At 60.8% G+C, this 20474-nt stretch carries 16 protein-coding genes; 9 read left to right on the top strand and 7 right to left on the bottom strand.

The window, feature by feature from the left end; all coding sequences use genetic code 11:
• Positions 1-338 precede the first annotated feature (338 nt).
• Entirely contained in the window at positions 339-1721 is a 1383-nt protein-coding gene (dbpA, locus tag Q0P52_RS15320; protein ID WP_293764833.1) for an ATP-dependent RNA helicase DbpA, read from the bottom strand.
• Positions 1722-2017: 296 nt separating this feature from the next.
• On the opposite strand from dbpA, the gene Q0P52_RS15325 reads away from it, so the two are divergent.
• Both Q0P52_RS15325 and Q0P52_RS15330 read left to right on the top strand, forming a co-directional pair.
• The gene (locus Q0P52_RS15325; RefSeq protein WP_293764832.1) at positions 2018-2497 is read left to right on the top strand and encodes a hypothetical protein; all 480 of its coding nucleotides are present in this window, start codon (positions 2018-2020) and stop codon (positions 2495-2497) included.
• A gap of 72 nt (positions 2498-2569) precedes the next feature.
• Positions 2570-4480, top strand: a complete 1911-nt coding sequence (locus tag Q0P52_RS15330; RefSeq protein WP_293764831.1) for a hypothetical protein — start codon at positions 2570-2572, stop codon at positions 4478-4480.
• Between the two features lie 295 nt (positions 4481-4775).
• Here the strand turns inward: Q0P52_RS15330 and Q0P52_RS15335 are convergent, their stop codons facing one another.
• Positions 4776-6404: a methyl-accepting chemotaxis protein gene (locus Q0P52_RS15335; RefSeq protein ID WP_293764830.1), complete on the bottom strand. Its 1629-nt coding sequence runs from the start codon at positions 6402-6404 to the stop codon at positions 4776-4778.
• Here Q0P52_RS15335 and Q0P52_RS15340 point away from each other — a divergent pair.
• The 3 genes from Q0P52_RS15340 (at position 6403) to Q0P52_RS15350 (ending at position 8415) form a co-directional block, all read left to right on the top strand.
• Complete coding sequence (locus Q0P52_RS15340) at positions 6403-6810, top strand: hypothetical protein (protein WP_293764829.1); 408 nt, start codon at positions 6403-6405, stop codon at positions 6808-6810. The genes Q0P52_RS15335 and Q0P52_RS15340 overlap by 2 nt on opposite strands.
• Positions 6788-8032 (top strand): TIGR03862 family flavoprotein, encoded by a 1245-nt coding sequence (locus Q0P52_RS15345; protein WP_293764828.1) that lies wholly within the window; start codon positions 6788-6790, stop codon positions 8030-8032. Before Q0P52_RS15340 ends, Q0P52_RS15345 begins: the two co-directional genes overlap by 23 nt.
• 170 nt (positions 8033-8202) lie before the next feature.
• Complete coding sequence (locus tag Q0P52_RS15350) at positions 8203-8415, top strand: sigma factor-like helix-turn-helix DNA-binding protein (protein WP_293764827.1); 213 nt, start codon at positions 8203-8205, stop codon at positions 8413-8415.
• A gap of 120 nt (positions 8416-8535) precedes the next feature.
• Here Q0P52_RS15350 and Q0P52_RS15355 read toward each other — a convergent pair whose 3' ends face one another.
• On the bottom strand, positions 8536-9453 hold the full coding sequence (locus tag Q0P52_RS15355; RefSeq protein ID WP_293764826.1) for a LysR substrate-binding domain-containing protein: 918 nt from the start codon (positions 9451-9453) through the stop codon (positions 8536-8538).
• Between the two features lie 74 nt (positions 9454-9527).
• Here Q0P52_RS15355 and lysA point away from each other — a divergent pair, with 74 nt between their 5' ends.
• The gene (gene lysA, locus Q0P52_RS15360; protein WP_293764825.1) at positions 9528-10913 is read left to right on the top strand and encodes a diaminopimelate decarboxylase; all 1386 of its coding nucleotides are present in this window, start codon (positions 9528-9530) and stop codon (positions 10911-10913) included.
• 109 nt (positions 10914-11022) lie between these two features.
• Positions 11023-11811: an ABC transporter substrate-binding protein gene (locus Q0P52_RS15365; protein ID WP_293764824.1), complete on the top strand. Its 789-nt coding sequence runs from the start codon at positions 11023-11025 to the stop codon at positions 11809-11811.
• A 113-nt stretch (positions 11812-11924) separates the two neighbouring features.
• On the opposite strand, the gene Q0P52_RS15370 is transcribed toward Q0P52_RS15365, so the two are convergent.
• Entirely contained in the window at positions 11925-12470 is a 546-nt protein-coding gene (locus tag Q0P52_RS15370; RefSeq protein WP_293764823.1) for an NADPH-dependent FMN reductase, read from the bottom strand.
• A gap of 160 nt (positions 12471-12630) precedes the next feature.
• Between Q0P52_RS15370 and asd the strand changes: the two genes are divergently transcribed.
• Entirely contained in the window at positions 12631-13476 is an 846-nt protein-coding gene (gene asd / locus Q0P52_RS15375) for an archaetidylserine decarboxylase (protein ID WP_293764822.1), read from the top strand.
• 192 nt (positions 13477-13668) lie between these two features.
• Entirely contained in the window at positions 13669-15153 is a 1485-nt protein-coding gene (locus Q0P52_RS15380) for a GGDEF domain-containing protein (RefSeq protein ID WP_293764821.1), read from the top strand.
• Positions 15154-15316: 163 nt separating this feature from the next.
• Here Q0P52_RS15380 and prpF read toward each other — a convergent pair whose 3' ends face one another.
• The 3 genes from prpF to prpC form a co-directional block, all read right to left on the bottom strand.
• Positions 15317-16510: a 2-methylaconitate cis-trans isomerase PrpF gene (prpF, locus tag Q0P52_RS15385; RefSeq protein ID WP_293764820.1), complete on the bottom strand. Its 1194-nt coding sequence runs from the start codon at positions 16508-16510 to the stop codon at positions 15317-15319.
• Positions 16511-16572: 62 nt separating this feature from the next.
• Complete coding sequence (acnD, locus tag Q0P52_RS15390; RefSeq protein WP_293764819.1) at positions 16573-19179, bottom strand: Fe/S-dependent 2-methylisocitrate dehydratase AcnD; 2607 nt, start codon at positions 19177-19179, stop codon at positions 16573-16575.
• A gap of 110 nt (positions 19180-19289) precedes the next feature.
• Positions 19290-20438 carry a 2-methylcitrate synthase gene (gene prpC, locus Q0P52_RS15395; RefSeq protein WP_293764818.1) on the bottom strand — a complete coding sequence of 383 codons (1149 nt, stop codon included), beginning with the start codon at positions 20436-20438 and terminating at the stop codon, positions 19290-19292.
• Between the last annotated feature and the right edge of the window lie 36 nt (positions 20439-20474).

The raw sequence follows: 20474 nt of genomic DNA on the forward strand, positions 1-20474 counted from the left end.
CTGGTTGTTCTGGCACTGGTGGTGTTTTTAAGTAATTATGCTGAAACGTTAAAGCCTGTCTTTCAAGTGAGTCAAGCAAAAACCGGGGTCTATTTGATGTGAAACACGCATTTTGCAGCGTGGGGCATGGATATGAAAAAAGCCCGGCAGGGCCGGGCCATCCATGCATTTCGCAAAAGGTATATCAGCGTTGCTTGCTTGGCTTGGATGCCAGGCGGCAGCGGCAAGACCCGCACACAAAACCCCTGATCCGGGGTGGTGCTCCGCTGTTGTTCAACGGGTACTGCCTGCGTCGAAGCGCCTTGGCGCAAGGGCCCGCGATGTTTTCTTCGCAGCGCCTAGGCGATTAGGCGCATTTTGAACAGGCGGTTCTTGATGCGGCATTGGCTCAGTTTGGGCAGGGCCGCTTCGGCGATATCGCGCTCCAGCGCCACAAAGCTGGCGAATTCCAGAATGGCGATTTTGCCGATTTGCGCGCCGGCCAGGCCGCCGTCGCCGGTAAGCGCGCCAAGGATGTCGCCCGGGCGCAGCTTGTCGCGCTTGCCGCCGGCAATCTCGAGCGTCACCATCGGCGGCAGCAGCGGGCCGCCCGGCGCCGGCGTCAGGCTGTCCGCCTCTGCCCAGATGATGTCGGCCTGCTGGTATTTCTCGATCATGCCCAAGCGTTTTTCGTCGCGCTCGGTGGCCAGCGTCAGCGCCAGACCGCGCTCGCCGCTGCGGCCGGTACGACCAATGCGGTGAATGTGCACTTCCGGGTCGTGCGTCACATCCACATTGATCACCAGATCCAGATCCTTGATGTCCAGCCCGCGCGCCGCCACATCGGTGGCCACCAGCACGCTGGTGCTCTTGTTGGCGAAGCGCAGCAGAATCTGGTCGCGGTCGCGCTGTTCCAGATCGCCGTACAGCGCCAGCGCCGAGAATCCGCGGTCTTGCAGGTCGCGCGCCAGGTTGCGGCAGGCTTCCTTGGTGTTGCAGAAGGCCAGCGTGGACGACGGTCGCACGTGCTGCAGGATGCGGGTCACCATGTCAGCCTTGTCATCCTGACGGGTTTTGTAGCACCACTGTTCGATGTGGTCCGCGCTGTGCAGCGACTCTACCTTCACCTCTACCGGCTGGCGCAGAAAACGCGCGCTGGCTTCACGGATGGAGTCGGGATACGTGGCGGAGAACATCAGCGTCTGTCTTGAACGGGGGCAGGCGCGCACAATGCCGACAATCTCTTCAATAAAGCCCATGTCTATCATGCGGTCCGCCTCGTCCAGCACCAGCGTTTGCACGCCGGTCAGATTCAGCGTTTCGCGGAACAGATGGTCCTGCAGCCGGCCCGGCGTACCCACCACGATATGCGCGCCATGTTCCAGCGAGGCAATTTGCGGTCCCATCGGCGAACCTCCGGTCAGCGTCACCACCTTGAGGTTGTCGATACAGCGCGCCAGCCGGCGAATCTCCTGCGCCACCTGCTCAGCCAGTTCGCGAGTAGGGCACAGCACCAGCCCCTGCACGCCGAACCAGCGCGGATTCACGGCGGCCAGCATGCCCAGCGCAAAGGCGGCGGTCTTGCCGCTGCCGGTCTTGGCCTGAGCGATCAGATCGCGGCCTTCCAGAATCACGGGCAGGCTGGCCGCCTGGATTGGCGTCATGCTGGTGTAACCTAGGCTGTCCAGGTTGGCGATGAAGGCGTCCGGCAGGGACAAAGAAGAGAAAGCGGCTTTTTTCACAATGACTTGGCGTACGCGGAGGAATCAGGCTGCGAAGTGTACCAGCAGCCCGGCGCAGGACCAAACGCCATGACGGCTTGGGGCTGGATTGTGTGGGGAGCTTGGCTGCAGGGGATGAATCTTGGTGTGATGCGGGTGTGATATGGTGGTGAATCGGTTTGGACTGTAGTCATGCAGCTTTTAACGGAGAGGGCGCTTGTCAGCCAAGAGCTGACTGTTACGATTACGCGCTTGCAAGTGCTATTTAAGTAATGTTATGGAAATAATTCGAAAACAAATTATGAAATGCATTAATAATGAATATTAAAAATTTTTCAATGGTGTTTATTAAAATATGCGCCGGAAGTGCGCTGTTGGGAATTCCGTTTGCATATATTGTGGCTATTGGCTTTGGGGTGGATCCAAGCAACTTGCTTTCCTGCTCAAATCAGGGTCGGGGAATGTTTTTCTGGCAAGTTATTTCTCGATATGCATTAACTGCATTATCTGTTGTGATGTGTGTTTGTTTTTTTATAGACAAGTCAAACATGAGCAGAAGAGCAGTTTTCTTTAAGGCTGGGACGGATTCATTAATTATTGGTTTGTTGGTTTTTTTGGTTGCCTTTGTCTATCTTTTTGATGGTGTTGTACATTATAAATATTTTTGCGGGCATCCTAGGACGGGCTGGGTGGTTGCATACGTGGTCTCATTTGCTGAAGCAGCCATGCTGCACTTTGATTTATTTTTTATAATATTTATTATTATTTCCATAAAGAAAAGAATGGCAGGGCAGTGATGGACATGCTCAAACGCATCCTCTCCGCCCTGAGCGGCAAAAAAAAAACCATCCACATCCTCGTCTCTGGTAGTGCCTATTGCCTCAACTATTGAGACTAACGAGGGGCTCATTACGGTTTATGACGCCTACGGTCGCGAGATCAAGATCACGCGCAACGAGTGGCGCGACAAAGTTTTCCTGCCGAATTTGCAACAGAAGTGGAATGAAGCAGGCGAGCTCTATAACCTCATCATCTCGGGCCTCAACGATGGTTTCGCACCAGACCTGTTGTCAGCGACAGAACGTTTGCTGGAGATCGACGACATCCCCGAGCGTAGTCACACGATCCGTAGCATCGTATTAATGAAAAACGGTCTGTTAGACGCTGCAGAAGATGTGTTGCATGCAGGAATGGTTAAGGCTGGAGAAACAGCTACTCTGCTGACTAATCAGGCCAAAATATTTGCTGAACGTGGCAATCAAGCCCTTGCAGATGAAACTCTCTGGAGAGCGATACAAGCCGATCCGAACATGGACAATGGTCTGCTCTGGTGGGTCGCTATTCAGCGAGAGCGTGGCGGTGAGGCCGGTTATCTGCAAGCACTGCACACTGCAGCAGCACTGCCTGGCAGTTGGCGCGCGAAGCTGTGGTTGGCACGCCATCATATAGAACACAAAGAGGTCGAAGCGGCCCGTGCACTGTATGTTGAGGTGCTGGCAGGTGGCTTATACGACGGCAATTCGCTGATGATGATCTCTGGCGACTTGGGTAACAATGGCCAGGTTCAGCTGATATTGGAGCTGATTGGCCCGATCTTCGATGAGCATAAGCACGATCCGATGGCAGGTCTCAACCTGCTGAGAGCGTGTCAGGAGCTCGGTAATGCGGATGAAGGAGAGGCGCTACTAAATCGCATGTACGCGCTGGGTTTGGTGCCTTTCAAGCAGCACCTCGACCAATTCGCACAAGCCTTTCAAGAAATGCGCAAGCAGGCTGCACAAGGCGTGCCAGTCGATCCGAATAATCTGAAAGTCACCACCCTTGCCCTGAGTCAGCCGATATGGCACTACGGTCTGTGCAATGCGGACTGGCTCTTCGCGCAGAAGCCTGAAAATGCGCCGAAAGTGGGCTTCTTCGCACTTTCAAAAATCATGGATGGCAACGAGCGCGTCGAATCTCAACGCGAAGACGATCTTGGCCGCCTCACCCGGGCCATTCCGCTCTATCTGGCCGAGGCTGCGCATTACTGGAGCGACTACGCGACTAGTTGCTACATCATGATCGTTGAAGGGGGTGGCCCGGTTGTATCGGGAGGTGAAACCGATGGCAATGCACTCTTCGATATAGTGCCGTACGAGATGAAGTATTTCGTAACCGGGGAAATTGGCAGTTACGGTGAGGGCGATGCCATTCAGTGGCAGATTTCCCTGAGCCTCTGGGACTGCAGTACCCACACCAAACAAGCCAGCGAAAGTGGCACCGCAACTCAGGCAGAGTTAGGAGCCATGGTACTCACACTGGAGAAGCGCCTATTGACCCGTATCGGCCTCAGGCGCGAGCAACCATTGGACTCCTTCTATCAGCATCCTACCGCAGGGGTTATGTCGGTTTATCTGACCGAGCTCGGGCAAGCTTTCATGCTGACGTTGCTTGCTAACGAGCACATATCAAAGTCTAGTTTATGGGGAGAGCGAGCCATGCTTGACTGGCCTCTCAATATGACCCTTCATTGGCCCGCAGTAGAAGTACCGAAGTTGATGTATTTTTCCGGGCTGGGTAAAGCATATGATTACAATTCCGATGTTCTTCAGGAATACAAGGAATGCAGCCTGCAGTTGCTACGTGAGGCCGAGCAGTCGAACAGCCCCGCTGCGCGACTAGCGCCTATGGTGTGGAAAGTCTTCGGTATGGCTGAGGAGTTTCAATCCCACATAAAGAGTCAGCCTTCTGATGTAAACCCGGGGTATCAGGCGTGGCTGCGAAGAGTTTCTGAGCGATAGAGTCGCGCTACCGCACAGGGTCGGCCAGCTACGCTTCACGTCGTACTCGGAATGACTGCTTCCCGAAAATCCAACGGTCTTCAGCGGATCGAAAGCCGCTGAAGACGGCTTTTTTCTCTTTAAACCCAGAATCCCATCTCGTAAAGCCATTACGGGTGATGGTCTCATGCACCAAGGGTTGCCGAAGGCTCAGGCTGCTTGGGCACCCATTCAGTCCTCATCGCCGTCACCCCAATCCCAACCCGAAGCCGCAAACAAAACGGCGCGCTGTAGCGCGCCGTTTGATGGCGTGGGCTCACACGCGGAAGCGTGACACGGAATCGTTGAGCTGGCGGGCCAGTTGTTCCAGTTCTTCGGCCGCCTGCACGGTGTGCTGGATGCCCTGGTCGTTGTCGCGCGCCAGCGTGGCGATGCTGTCGATATTGTCGCTGACGGTGAGGCTGGTGCTGCGCTGCTGTTCAGTTACTTGCACGATTTGCTGCAGTCCATCGCGCACAGCTTCGGCGCTGTCGCTGGCGGCTTCCAGTACGTTGGCTACTTGCGCGGCGGACTGATGGCTGGCTTCCAGCGAGCTGAGGCCGGCGGCCACGGCGTTGCGCACGGCTTCGGTCTTGTTGTTGAGCGCGGCGGTAACGGTGTCGATCTGGTGGGCGGAGGCGGCGGATTTTTCCGCCAGTTTGCGTACCTCATCGGCCACCACGGCAAAGCCGCGGCCCATTTCGCCGGCCCGGGCGGCTTCGATGGCGGCATTGAGCGCCAGCAGATTGGTTTGCTCGGCAATGTCGCGCACTTGCTGGGTCATGCCAGTGATGGCGGTGGTGGATTGCACCAGTTCGGTTTCCGCTTCGCTCATCATTTCCACAGCGCTTTGCACCTGATTCACCTGCTGCTGCAGACGGGCCAGGCTTTGCTGGCCTTCCTGCGAGCGTTGCAGGCTTTGGTCGGATAGGTTCAGCACCTTGCCGGTATGGCTGGCGATGTCGGCGATGTGTTCGGCCAGTTGTTCCACGGCGCCGGCGGCGGTTTGCGACTGCCGGGTTTGCAGGCGAGAGCCTTCGGCCAACTTTTCGGCTCCGCCGGCCAGGCTGGCTGAGGAGGATGCCACGGAGCGGGCGGCGGTGCTGACTTGTCGCACCAGGTCTGCTATGGAGCCCAGCATCTGGTTGAACAGGCTGGCTGTCTGGCCGATTTCATCCTGATGGCGCACTTCCAGTCGGCGGGTGAGGTCGCCTTCCCCCTTGGCCAGCTCGGACAGGCCGTGCGACATGCCGCCCAGCGGCCGGGTGACGAAGCGGCGGATGAAGAAGTACACCACGGCCATCAGCGGCAGCGAGGCGATGATGGCGAACAGGATGCTCTGGTTGCGGAAGCTGGCGACGGAGGCGTAGGGCTTTTCCAGTGAGATGCGCATGCTGACCGCGCCCAGCGGGGTGCCCTGGCTGACGATGTGGCAGCTCATGCAGTTTTTGCCAAGGTATTTGGGAGAGGCGAGGGCGGGATAGATCACGCGCAGGTGTTCGCCCAGCTCCGGCGTGCTTTCAATGGCGAGATAGGGCTTGCCGCTGGCCAGCGCGTTTTTTTCCGCGTCGTCGGCGGCGCGAGCCTTGTCGCCTTCGTTGCCGGGGCCGAACTGCTTGCTGACGGCGTCGCCGCGAATCACGCGCAGGTCGCGCACGGAAGAGAGTTCGCGGATTTGGTCAAGAAACACATCGCGCTGACCCACGGTGCCGGTGATCATCATGCCGGTGAGGCCGGCCAGCGTCATTTCATTCATGCTGTGGGCCAGGTCTTGCGCCTGGGAGACGGCGATATCGCGGCTGACGTTGGTTTCCCAGACGATCATGGCGCTCCAGGCTACTACCAGACAGCACCAGATGGCGCTGGTAAGTCGCAGCCAGATCGGCCATTCGGAAAATTTGCGCATGTTGTTACGGGCTTCCCCGCCTCCTGATCATGATGTTTTGTTGTTTGCTTATAGTTATATGCCGCGTGCATTGATAATGCTTGCCGCAGGCGGTCTGGCGTTGCTGCAGCAGGCTAGCGCACGCCAAGATGATGCTGTTTGGCTTATGTCAAAGTTTACCTGTCTTGGCCACTTTGTTTGCAAGCTTTGCTTTAAAAAAGCAATAAATTACGCCAGTGGTGCATGGATTCCGTTTGAAAACCAACAGAGTGCAAAAACCTCGCCGTGGCGGTCGCTCTGCATGAAGCTGGCGCGTGGCGCTTGGGTTGCGCGGGGTTTTCTGCAACAATCCGCCCCCGTGCCGCGCCAGCGGCGCGCCAGTATTGAAACAAAGGAAAGCAGGCATGAGCGGAATCTCACAATGTAGCGTCGCTGTCATCGGCGGCGGCCCGGCGGGCTTGATGGCGGCGGAGCAGCTGTCGCGGCGGGGCGTGGCGGTAACGGTGTTCGATGCCATGCCGTCGGTGGGGCGCAAGTTCTTGCTGGCCGGCGTGGGGGGGATGAACATCACCCATGCGGAAGAAAAAAGCCTGTTCCTGTCGCGTTACGGCGCGCGCGAGGCGCAGCTGGCGCCTTTGCTGAAGGATTTTGCCGCCGACGAGTTGCGGCAGTGGGCGCTGGAACTGGGGGTGGAAACCTTTGTCGGCAGTTCCGGCAAAGTCTTCCCGCGTGAGATGAAGGCTGCGCCCTTGCTGCGCGCCTGGCTGTCACGGCTGCGCGAGGCCGGGGTGTGCTTCATGGTGCGCCACCGTTGGCTGGGTTGGGACGAGCAGGGCGGCTTGCGTTTTGCTACTCCCGAAGGCGAGATGGTATGCCGGGCGGACGCCGTGCTGCTGGCGCTGGGCGGCGGCAGTTGGAAAAAACTGGGTTCCGACGGCGCTTGGCTGCCCTTGTTGGCGCAGCGCGGCGTGGGGACTGCGCCGCTAAAGCCGTCCAATTGCGGTTTTGAGGCCAATTGGAGCCAGCACTTTGTCGACAAGTTTGCCGGCCAGCCTTTGAAGTCGGTCACTCTGGATTTTACCGACTTGCAGGGTAATCGCGTCAGCCGCACCGGCGAGTGCGTGGCTACCGCGTATGGCGTGGAAGGCAATTTGGTTTATGCCTTCTCCGCCGCCTTGCGCGACGTTATCGATGCGCGCGGCTCCGCTACCTTTCATCTGGATTTGATGCCGCAGAAAAGCGCCGAGCAGGTGCTGGCCGAAGTGGCGCACCCGCGCGGCTCGCGCTCGCTCTCCAGCCACTTGCAAAGCCGGCTCAATCTCAAGGGCGTGAAGGCGGGATTGCTGCGTGAATGTTTGCCGAAGGAGGTTTTCGCCGACATGCCGGCTCTGGCTGCCGCCATCAAGCGCTTGCCGGTAACGGTGTATGCCGCGCGCCCTATCGACGAGGCCATCAGTACCGCGGGCGGGGTAGCCTTCGACGCCATGGACGAGCATTTGATGCTGCGGGCCTTGCCTGGCGTGTTCTGCGCGGGAGAGATGCTGGACTGGGAAGCGCCTACCGGGGGGTATTTGCTGACCGCCTGTCTGGCCAGCGGCCGGGCGGCGGGCTTGGGCATGTTGCGCTGGCTTGAAAACCACAAGGGCTGAGTTTTTTGCGGGTGACTGAGGGGTTGATTTGCATCAAGTAGTGCATTTTTTTGGCAAGTAACTATGCTGAAAGGACAGGTAAAACTGCCTGTCTGCATTCAGGGTCTGCAGGCTGCCGCACCCCCGGCGGCCGAGCAAAGTCGATATTGAGCGATGCCGGAGTCTGAGACATGAAAATTGATGATTTCAACCAGGTGGCCGATCTGATCGGCCTGAAAAAACGTTCACGCGAAGCAGTTTGGCTGATGGAAGTCGAGGGCATGACGGGTTATTTCGCCGCCCAGCAGATGGATATCAGCGAGTCCACCGTATCGCGGGCACACACCCGTTTTCGCCGCGCGCTGCGTCAGATCAATTCGCTGGCCACCCACTTGCCGCTGTAGTCCGGCCATCTACTGATTTCCCTCTGTACTTGGCGGTATGTCCACGTTGGCCCGGCGCGAAAGCCCGGGCCTTTTGTCTTTGAGCTCTCCGGCACGGCGGGCGACATCATGCATAGGCGCTTAGTCAGACTGCGACCGGGCTTCGGCCAACAGCCATTCCCGCAGCGCCTGCAAGGCCGGGTTCTCGGCATACTCTTCCGGATAGACCAGGTAGTAGCCGGCCCCGGTGCGCAGCACGTGCTCAAAGGGCTGCACCAGCCGTCCGGCGCGTAATTCTTCCTTGAGGATTTCCATGTCGCCAATGGCGACGCCCAAGCCTTCCGCCGCCGCTGTCCATGCCAGATGGTGCAGATCCACCATCTGGTGCTGATAGGACGCCAGCGAGCGGATGTTCTGCGTGGCCAGCCAGCTGCCCCATTCCTCGTAATCCTTGGTGGTGTGAAACAGGGTGCGGCCTGCCAGATCGTCCAGCGTTTTCAGCGGGCGATCGCCCTTGAGCAGGGCTGGCGCGCATACCGGGCTGAGTTTCTCCGGCACCAGCAGCTCGGACGCCATGTCCGGCCATTGCCCGGCGCCAAACAGGATGTAGGCCTGGTTGGCCGAAGGATCGATGTCTTCCGGCTCGTACACCATGCTTTCCATGCGCAGTTGCGTCAGCGGATTGCGCGCGTAAAAGCCGCCCAGCCTCGGCATCAACCAGCGCACAGCAAAACTCACATACACCTGCAGGGTAAGGATGTCCGACTGGGTTTTCAGCCGCCGTTCCACTTCGCGCAGCCGCTCCACCACGTCTTGCGCCACCGGCAACAGTTGCTTGCCGGCTGGCGTGGTGGTGATCAGCCGGTTCTGCCTTTGCAGCAAGGGCATGCCGTAGTGCTCTTCCAGCAGGCGGATCTGCTTGCTGATGGCGCCCTGCGTCAGGTATAGCCGGCGCGCCGCTTCGGTAAAGCTGCCGGTTTGCGCCACCTGCACGAAGGCGCGCAGCGCGTTGAGTGAGGGTAGGTGATGGCTGATCATGACAATGCGGAATAGGCCCATGCCAATAATTCGTTCGTGAAAAGTAGGTGATTTCTTTACTTTGGTAAAGCAACAACACCCACCACGGAGCAGACATGCACGGCCACTTTGATTCCCAAAGGAAATACACGCTTGCGCACGATCGGCGCTTTGCCGCCTCGGCGGATCATCTGCTGTTCGAAGGGGTGGATCTCACTCTGCTGCCGGCACGGTTCGGCTCGCCGCTCTATGTGTATTCCGCGCCGGAAATCCGTCGCAACATCGCGGAAATCCGCGACGCCTTTGCCGAGCACCCGGCCACCCGTATTTGCTACGCCTCCAAAGCCTGTTCCTTGCTGGCGGTGCTGCAGGTGGTGCGGGAAACCGGCATCAGCATCGAAGCCAACTCCGCCAATGAAATTCGCCGCTGCCTGGCCGCCGGGTTTCGCGGGGACCAGATCGTCTACAACGGCGTGGTGAAGCGCGAGGAAGAGTTGGAGTTCGCCATCGCCCAGCAATTGCACGCCATCAATGTGGACAGCGAAGAGGAACTGGCGGCCATCGATCGCATCAGCCGCCGGCTGGGGCAGACGGCTCGGGTGTGCATCCGTGTGGAGCCCAACGTCAAGGCCGATACCCACGAGGGGCTGATGACGGCCTATCGGGCCAAATCCGGCATCGATCTGGCCGACGCCGAGCGCGTGTGCCGCGCGGTGCTGGATATGCCCAGGGTGACGTTGTGCGGTTTGCACATGCATGTGGGCGATCAGGTGCCGGACGCCCAGCCCTTTGGCTTGGCCACCCGCGTGCTGGTCAATGCCGCGCGCGATCTGGAAACCGCGCTGGGCATCCGTTTCAGCATGATCAACGTGGGCGGCGGCATTCCCACGCCGTATCGCTACGCCACCGATCAGGGCGGCGGCGGGCCGGAGAACATGCAGCCACAGATCGGCGCAGCGGAATTCGCCCGCGCGGTGTTGGCCGAAGTGCGCGCCTGGCGCACCGATATCGAGGTGTGCATCGAACCTGGGCGCAAGGTGGTAGGCAGCGCGGCAGTGCTGCTCACTACGCTGGTCAACGGCAAAAGCAAAACCTTGCACGCAGAAGACGGCTCGGTGGAAGGACAGGTTCTCTGGCGTATGCTGGACGCCGGCTTCAATGCCGTGCCGGATTACAAAGACTGGTATTTCTATGTGTACAACGCCAGCCGCGCCACGCAGGTTCACGATCTGGCGGTGAAGCTGGGCGGCCCCTTGTGTGACGGCGGCGACTGGTTCCGCCATGGCCCGCTGGGCGAGCAATTCTTGTTGCCGGCAGACAGCGCGCCCGGCGATGTGGTCGTCTTCCTCGATGTGGGCGCCTACCAGTTGGAAAACCAGACCAATTACAACGCGCAGCCGCGTTCGGCCGCCGTGCTGATCGACCGTGCCGGGCAGTACCGGCTGGTGCGCCGGCAGGAGCGCTTCGACGACATGCTGAGGCTGGAGCGCGATCTGTCCTGACGCCCTGCGCCGTCAGACAAACCGGCCGGAACGGCCCCGACCGGTCATGGCGCGCGCAGCATGGCGCGCCGCATACCAAGGCCGATTCTGTCACACCGGAGAAATCGAGATGAAGAAAACCCAGACCCTGTTGTCCGTTTTGCTGTCTCTTGCCGCGCTGCAGGCCGGCGCGGTTGATCTGAACAACCTGCGCATCGGCATGGACGCCACCTATCCCCCGTTTGAATCGCTGAACCCCTCCGGTCAGATCGTCGGCTTTGAAGCCGACCTTGCCCAGGCGCTGTGCAAGGAAATGAAGGCCCGCTGCAGCATGATCAATCAGGACTGGGACGGCATCATTCCCGGCCTTGTCGCCAAAAAATACGACTTCATTCTGTCTTCCATGACCATCACCGCCGAGCGCGCCAAGGCGGTCAATTTCACCGAGCGCTATTTTCGCACCCCGCAACGGCTGATCGCGCCGAGGGGCAGCGCGCTCAAGTTCACGGCTGACGGTATGAAAGGCAAGCGGGTGGGCGTGCAGCGCGGCACCACGGCGGACATGTACCTGAGCAAGTTCTGGGCGCCGCGCGGCATGGAGGTTGTGCGCTATGAGGATCAGGACAAGGCCTATGCGGATCTGGTCAACAGCAGGCTGGACGCCACTTTCCAGGATGAGCTGCAGGTAGAGGCCGGTTTTCTCAAGAGCGAGCAGGGCAAGCAGTTTGCGTTTGTCGGCCCGTCCATCAACGGCGACAACGCCGCCGAGCGCGAGGTATTGGGCGCCGGCGCCGGCATGGCAGTGCGCAAGGAGGACAAGGAATTGCTGGTGCGGCTCAACAAGGCCATTGCAGCGGTCCGCGCCAACGGTACTTTCCACAAGCTGAGCCTGCAGTATTTTGGCCGGGATATTTACTGAAGCGATTTGTCAGCCAAGAGTGAGACAGACAACAAAGCCCCGCAAGTCGGGGCTTTGTTGTTGTCGCGCCTGCGCACGCCTGCTGGCGCTGCCAGAGCGAAAGCAGGCCGGCTTCAGCCCAAGCGAGCGGCCCAGGCCCGGAGCGCAGCCAGCTGCTGCGTCAGCATGTCTTGCAGTTTGGGGTCGATCAGATTGCCGTCCGCGTCAAAGCCGCCGGCAAAGGCGTTGGCGAAGAATTCCGGTTTTTGCAGCGGATGCAGGTCCAGATACACGCAGGTTTGCCGCAGATGGTACTGGGCGCGCGAGGTGCCCATGCCGCCGCCGGCGCCGACAATGGCGACTGGTTTGCCGGCCAGCAGATGGTTGTCCGGTTCGCGCGAGGCCCAGTCCAGCGCGTTTTTCAGCGCCGGAGCCATCGAGTAGTTGTATTCCGGACAGGCCAGCAGCAGGGCGTCGGCTTCGGCCAACTGTGCGAACAGTTGCGTGGCCGCGGCCGGCTTGGCGCTGAGGTCGGCATTGAAGAAGGGCAGTGCGCCGATATCGGCGATGGTGATGCTCATGCCTTCCGGCGCATGTGCCTGGGCGTAGCGCAGCAAGCCCATATTGGTGGAAGCGCGGCGCAGGCTGCCGCAAATGGCCAGAACTTTCAGCGTGCTCATCAGAACTCTCCTTGAATGTTGCTAATGGTCGCCCCTGACGGGGCAGCGAACCGTCTGATTGTAGATGGCCTTGGCGCGGCTGTCGGCTTGCGGCGGTGTTTTTGGCAGGCGGAGGCGCGGCGGGTATAATGTGCGGCTGTCTTGATGGGATGAATCTCACGTGTCCGAACGATTTTCCGTAATGCTGCAATACCTGCTGCCCAAGCAGGCGCTCACTGAACTGCTTGGCAAACTGGCCAGTGCCCGGGGCGGCGCGCTGACCACCTCGGTCATCCGCTGGTTTGTGGGCCGCTACAAGGTCAATATGGCCGAGGCGGCCAATCCGGACATCGCCGCCTATCCCACCTTCAATGAATTCTTCACCCGCCCTCTGAAACCGGGTGCTCGCCCGCTGTCCAAGGCCGATTTCATCTGCCCAGTGGACGGCGCGATCAGCCAATTCGGCCCCATCGAACGCGACCAGATCTTCCAGGCCAAGGGACACAGTTACAGCACGCGCGCGCTGGTGGGCGGGGATGCCGACATGGCGGCTCGCTACCAGGACGGCCACTTCGCCACCATCTACCTGAGCCCGCGCGATTATCACCGCATTCATATGCCCAATGCCGGCCGGCTGCGTCGCATGATCCACGTGCCGGGCGATCTGTTTTCTGTCAATCCGGCCACGGCGCGCGGGGTGCCGGGTCTGTTTGCCCGCAACGAGCGCGTGGTGTGCGAGTTTGACGGCGAGCACGGTCCTTTCGTACTGGTGCTGGTGGGCGCCACCATTGTCGGCAGCATGGCTACGGTATGGCATGGTGTTGTCAATCCGCCGCGTCCGGGCAAGGTCCGGGAATGGCGCTATGACGATCAGGACATTCGTCTGGAGAAGGGGGCGGAAATGGGCCGTTTTCTGCTGGGCTCCACCGTGGTGCTGCTATACCCCAAGGACACTTTGACGTTTGCCGAAGGCTGGGAGCCGGCTCGCCCGGTGCGTCTGGGCGAGGCGATGGCCTACAGGCCCTGAACCCGCCGGATTGTTGCCGAAGGCCGTCATGGACGGCCTTTTTTGCGTCTTGCCTTCATGACGTTCACATCGATTTACTTCCGGTTGTGATATTGTCCAATGAAACAAATCCAGTGGTCAGCGCAAGGATCGGACGGCGGCGGGAGCCAGTCGCTGCCTGGTAATCAATTGTCTTTCAGGGGCCCGCACACTATGCCGGATGCGCCAGTAACGCAGATTCCGCTCAGCCAGCGCGCTCGCTTGCATCAGGCTGCGGTGTCGCCTGTGCGTTTGTGGCGGCATGGATCGCGCAGAGAAAAAACCTTCATTTTCGCCGGCTGGTTGCTGTCGCTTGTGCTCAGCGTGCTGCTGGGTATGCTGTCGGTGCTGGATAACTGGTCCGGCCTGTCCCTGACTCTGGGCGGCGTGGACATCTACATTACGGTGTATCCGCCGCTGCTCGTTGCCGTGTTCTGGGCCTTGTGCTTTGGCTGGTGGTGGGGCGCAGTGCCTGCCTGGATATCCACCATGACGCTGGCGCTGTATGCCGGGATGTCGCCCGGCTGGGCAGCGCTGTTCGCCTGTGCCGACCCCTTGGGTATAGGCGTCATGGTGATGGGGTACCGGGCCATCACCACCTTGCGGCACTTGCGTGGATTCGACTCCCTGCTGTACTTCACCATGCTGTCCTTTGTCAGCAGTATTTTCGGCTCCAGCGGCGCTCTGATCTGGTGTTACAACCAGCACCTGGCTGCCGCGCAGTCCTTGCCGATCTGGCAAGGGTGGTGGGTGGGCTTTTTCCTGCAGAACCTGTTGCTGGCAGGGCCGTTGATCTGGCTGGTATGGCCCCGGCTGGAGCGCTGGTACCGACACCGTCCTGCGCTGATGCGGCCGGATGAGCGCGATTCGCGCCGGCTGATGCTGCTTTTGCTGGCGCTGGTGACGTTGGGCGTGCTGGTGTACGGTTTCGCCACTTTGTATCTGGGTAGCGGCAAGCTTTCCGCCATATCGCTTTCAGCCTTGCCCGCGGCATTGGCCAATGCGGTGATGGTGATGAACCAGACTGCCTGGGTGTTTTTCTGGGTATTCGGTTTGCTGGTGGTGTTCAACGCGTTGTTTGGCTATCGGCTGTTCTTGCACTGGCAAGGCATCAACGACCGCCTGATGGCCGAGCTGAAGTCAGCCAACGCCAGCCTGGAAGCGTTGGCGCGGCTGGATGGACTCACCGGCTTGCTCAACCGTCGAGCGGGCGATGCGGAAATCAATCTGGCCTGGCAACGCAGTCGTCGCTACAGGCAGTCTGCCTCCGTGATCATGCTGGATATCGATCACTTCAAACGGGTGAACGATCGCTACGGGCATGATGCTGGCGACGCGGTAATCATGATGGTGGCCCGCGTTATTCAGTCCACACTGCGGGTGGGCGACGTAGCCATCCGCTATGGGGGTGAAGAGTTCTTACTGGTATTGCCGCAAACCGGCGGCGATGGCGCAGCGCAGTTGGCGGAACGCTTGCGCCAATTGATAGCGCAGGGGCCGACGGTTTATTGCGGCTTGACCATTCCGGTAACAATCAGCCTGGGCGTGGCCGAGTTGACCGGAGGCGATGTCAGTCGCGAAGACTGGGTGCGCCGGGCCGACAAGGCCTTGTATCTGGCCAAGCGGGGCGGCAGGGACCGGGTGGAGTTGCACCGTTAAGCCAGACTCGGCAGAGCCGGCGTTCGGCAAGGCAGGGTGGTTGCAGTTGTTCCGCCGGGTCAGGCTTTCGTGTGTTCTGACCGGTGCGGGGGCAGTAAGAAAAACAAAAACGGCCGTCCTTTTGCAAGGGGCGGCCGTTTGATTTTTTGGTACTGGCCAAGCGTCAGAAAGTATCGCCCGGCACCCGCACCCAGCCTTCCATCAGCACGCGGGCACTGCGGCTCATGATGGCTTTGGTGACTGTCCACTCGCCGTTCTGCTGCGAGGCTTGCGCGCCCACGCGCAGCGTGCCGGAAGGATGACCGAAGCGCACGGCTTCGCGCTCCCCGCCGCCGGCCGCCAGATTCACCAGTGTGCCGGGTATGGCGGCCGCCGTGCCAATGGCTACCGCCGCCGTGCCCATCATGGCGTGGTGCAGCTTGCCCATGGACAGTGCCCTTACCAGCAGGTCGATCTCGCTTGCGGCGATGGCCTTGCCGCTGGAGGCGGTATACGCAGCCGGCGGCGCGACAAACGCCACTTTGGGCGTGTGCTGGCGGGTGGCGGCTTCGTCGATATGTTTGATCAGGCCCATGCGCACCGCGCCGTGGGCGCGGATGGTTTCAAACATTGCCAGCGCCTTGGCGTCGCCGTTGATGGCGTCTTGCAGCTCCGTGCCGCTATAGCCGACATCGGCGGCGCGGATGAAGATGGTGGGAATGCCGGCGTTGATCAGCGTGGCCTGGAGCGTGCCCACGCCGGGTACGTCCAGGTCATCCACCAGTTTGCCGGTGGGAAACATGCTGCCGCCGCCTTCGCTATCGCCTTCATCGGCGGGGTCGAGGAACTCCAACTGGATTTCCGCCGCCGGGAAGGTGACGCCGTCCAGTTCGAAATCGCCGGTTTCCTGCACGTTGCCGTCCACGATGGGTACGCGCGCGACGATGGTCTTGCCGATGTTGGCTTGCCAGATGCGGATGGTGGCCATGCCGTCCTTCGGCAAACCTGCCGGGTCGATCAGCCCGCTTATGATGGCGAAGGGACCGACGGCGGCGGACAGGTTGCCGCAGTTGCCGCTCCAGTCCACAAATGCCTTGTCGATGGATACCTGGCCGAACAGGTAATCCACATCATGGCCGGGGCGCTGGCTTTTGCCGACGATCACCGTTTTGCTGGTGCTGGAGGTGGCGCCGCCCATGCCGTCGATCTGCTTGCCGTAAGGGTCGGGGCTGCCGATGACGCGCATCAGGAGGGCATCGCGGGCACGACCCGGTACTCGGGCAGCAGCGGGCAGGTCTTCCAGATTGAAAAAGACGCCCTTGCTGGTGCCGCCGCGGATGTAGGTGGCGGGGATGCGGATTTGTGGCGCGTGTGCCATGCGGTTTACCTCATACGATCAGCGTCTACGGCCAAGCTTGCCCGCAGACGCTGCGGCGGCCCTCAGGCCGTGGCGGATTCGAGAAAGTCCTGGGCGAAGCGTTGCAGCACGCCCCCCGCCTTGTACACGCGCACTTCGGCGGCAGTGTCCAGGCGGCAGGTTACCGGGGTTTCCACGGTGTCGCCGTTGCGGCGGTGGATCACCAGCGTCAGGTCGCAGCGCGGAGAAATCTCGCCCTTCACGTCGTAGGTTTCGCTGCCGTCCAGCGCCAGTGTCTTGCGGTTGACGCCCGGCTTGAACTCCAGCGGCAGTACACCCATGCCCACCAGATTGGTACGGTGGATGCGTTCGAAGCCTTCGGCGGCGATGGCTTCCACGCCGGCCAGACGCACGCCCTTGGCGGCCCAGTCGCGCGAAGAGCCCTGGCCGTAGTCGGCGCCGGCCACGATGATCAGGTTCTGCTTGCGATCCATATAGGTTTCGATGGCTTCCCACATGCGCAACACCTTGCCGTCCGGCTCCACGCGCGTCAGCGAGCCTTGCTTCACCTCGCCGTCGATCACGGCCATTTCGTTCACCAGCTTGGGGTTGGCGAAGGTGGCGCGCTGGGCGGTGAGGTGGTCGCCGCGGTGGGTGGCGTAAGAGTTGAAGTCCTCTTCCGGCAGGCCCATCTTGGCCAGGTACTCGCCGGCGGCGCTGTCCGGCAGGATGGCGTTGGAGGGCGACAGGTGGTCGGTAGTGATGTTGTCCGGCAGTACGGCCAGCGGGCGCATGCCCTTCAGCGTGCGTTCGCCGGCCAGCGCGCCTTCCCAGTAGGGCGGACGGCGGATATAGGTGGACATCGGTCGCCAGTCGTAGAGCGGGCTTTCGGCTTGCTCGGCCACGCCCAGATCGAACATGGGGATGTAGATCTGCTTGAATTGCTCCGGCTTGACGCTGGCGGCCACGATGGCGTCGATTTCCTCGTCGCTGGGCCACAGGTCCTTCAGGCGGATTTCCTTGCCGTCCACCACGCCCAGCACATCCTGTTCGATGTCGAAGCGCATGGTGCCGGCGATGGCGTAGGCCACCACCAAGGGCGGCGAGGCCAGGAAGGCCTGTTTGGCGTAGGGGTGGATGCGACCGTCAAAATTGCGGTTGCCGGACAGGACGGCGGTGGCGTAGAGATCGCGATCGATGATTTCCTGCTGTATTTTCGGGTCCAGTGCACCGGACATGCCGTTACAGGTGGTGCAGGCATAGGCCACGATGCCAAAGCCCAGCGCTTCCAGATCGCCCAGCAGGCCGGCTTCTTCCAGATACAGCTTGGCCACTTTGGAGCCGGGCGCGAAGGAGGTCTTCACCCAGGGTTTGCGGCTGAGGCCCAGTTGCTTGGCTTTGCGCGCCAGCAGGCCGGCGGCTACCACGTTGCGCGGGTTGGAGGTGTTGGTGCAGCTGGTGATGGCTGCGATGATCACCGCGCCGTCCGGCAGCAGGCCCTGTGCCTCTTCGGCGCGGGCGGCGTCTAGCAGAGCGGCGTCGGCGATGCCCCGCTCCTGCAGGGCGGTGGTAGGCAGGCGCTTGTGCGGGTTGGACGGGCCGGCCATATTGCGCACCACAGTCGACAAATCAAAGCTCAGCACGCGTTCGTATTCGGCGCCGGATAGCGCGTCGGCCCACAGGCCGGTGGTCTTGGCATAGTTTTCCACCAATGCCACTTGCTCCGGCTCGCGGCCGGTCAGCTTCAGGTAATCGATGGTCTGGCCGTCGATGTAGAACATGGCGGCGGTAGCGCCGTATTCCGGGCACATATTGGAGATGGTGGCGCGATCGCCGATGGACAGGCTGTCCGCGCCTTCGCCGAAGAATTCCACATAAGCGCCCACTACGCGCTCCTTGCGCAGAAACTCGGTCAGCGCCAGGACGATATCGGTGGCGGTGATGCCGGGCTGGCGTTTGCCGGCGAGCTTGACGCCGACGATGTCCGGCAGACGCATCATGGACGGGTGGCCCAGCATGACGGTTTCCGCCTCCAGGCCACCCACGCCGATGGCGATCACGCCCAGCGCGTCCACGTGCGGCGTGTGGCTATCGGTGCCGACACAGGTATCGGGGAAGGCCACGCCGTCGCGCGACTGGATCACCGGCGACATTTTTTCCAGATTGATCTGGTGCATGATGCCGTTGCCCGCCGGAATCACGTCTACGTTCTTGAAGGCAGTACGCGTCCAGTTGATGAAGTGGAAACGGTCCTCGTTGCGGCGATCTTCAATCGCGCGATTTTTCTCGAAAGCCTGCGGGTCGAAACCACCGCATTCCACTGCTAGGGAGTGGTCGACGATCAGCTGCGTCGGCACCACTGGGTTCACCAGCGATGGGTCGCCGCCCTGATCCGCAATCGCATCGCGCAGGCCTGCCAGATCCACCAGCGCGGTTTGCCCCAGAATGTCGTGGCACACCACGCGCGCCGGATACCAGGGGAAATCCAGATCGCGCTTGCGGTCGATCAGCTGGCGCAGCGAGGCGGTCAGCGCTTCCGGTTCGCAGCGGCGCACCAGATTCTCGGCCAGCACGCGCGAGGTGTAAGGCAGCTTGTCGTAAGCGCCAGGCTGAATGGCGTTGACGGCTTCGCGGGCGTCGAAATAATCCAGCTGTGCGCCGGGCAGGGGTTTGCGGTGTGCTTTGTTCATGGCGTTGACTTGTCGGCTAGTGGGGCGGGGCAATCGAATCGGTAAGGGTGCGGCTGGCGATGTTCGGCCTGACGCACCGGGAGCGGCCTGCGCCCCCGGTGCGCTTAATCTTAACGCTGATCGATCGGTACGAAACGGCAATCCTCAGGGCCGGTGTAGTTGGCCGAAGGACGGATAATCTTGCCGTCGATGCGTTGCTCGATCACATGCGCGCTCCAGCCGCTGGTGCGGGCGATCACGAACAGGGGCGTGAACATGGCGGTAGGCACGCCCATCATGTGGTAAGACACGGCGGAGAACCAGTCGAGGTTGGGGAACATCTTCTTGATGTCCCACATCACGCTTTCCAGGCGCTCGGCGATGTCGTACATGCGGGTATCGTTGGCGGCCTGGGACAGTTCCAGCGCCACCTCCTTGATCACCTTGTTGCGCGGATCGGAGATGGTGTACACCGGGTGGCCGAAGCCGATGACCACTTCCTTGCGTTCAACGCGGGCCTTGATGTCGGCCTCGGCTTCATCCGGATTGTCATAGCGCTTCTGAATTTCAAACGCCACTTCGTTGGCGCCGCCGTGCTTCGGCCCGCGCAGCGCGCCGATGGCGCCGGTGATGCTGGAGTACATGTCCGACCCGGTGCCGGCGATCACGCGGCTGGTGAAGGTCGAGGCGTTGAATTCATGCTCTGCGTAGAGAATCAGCGAGGTGTGCATCGCCTTCACCCACAACTCGGATGGCTTTTCGCCGTGCAGCAAGTGCAGGAAATGGCCGCCGATGGAATCGTCGTCGGTTTCCACTTCGATGCGCTTGCCGTTATGGCTGAAGTGATACCAGTACAGCAACATGGAGCCCAGCGATGCCATCAGGCGATCGGCGATGTCGCGCGCGCCGGCCACATTGTGATCGTCTTTTTCCGGCAGCGCGCAGCCCAGCGCGGAGACGGCGCTGCGCATCACATCCATCGGGTGAGAGGCGGCGGGCAGGGCTTCCAGAACGGCTTTCACCGAAGCCGGCAAACCGCGCAGGGCCTTCAGCTTCTTCTTGTAGCCCACCAGCTCGGCGCGGTTCGGCAGCTTGCCGTGCACCAGCAGGTAGGCCACTTCTTCGAATTCGCACTTGTCGGCGATGTCCAGGATGTCGTAGCCGCGGTAGTGCAGGTCGTTGCCGCTGCGGCCGACGGTGCAGAGGGCAGTATTGCCGGCGGCCACGCCGGACAGGGCTACCGACTTCTTCGGCTTGCCGGTGATAACCACTTCAGTCATGCCATTTCTCCTTGGTAAACCGTGTGTTTGCAGCCG

Origin of the sequence: uncultured Aquitalea sp. (assembly GCF_945957525.1) — a bacterium.
Classification (GTDB): Bacteria; Pseudomonadota; Gammaproteobacteria; order Burkholderiales; family Chromobacteriaceae; genus Aquitalea.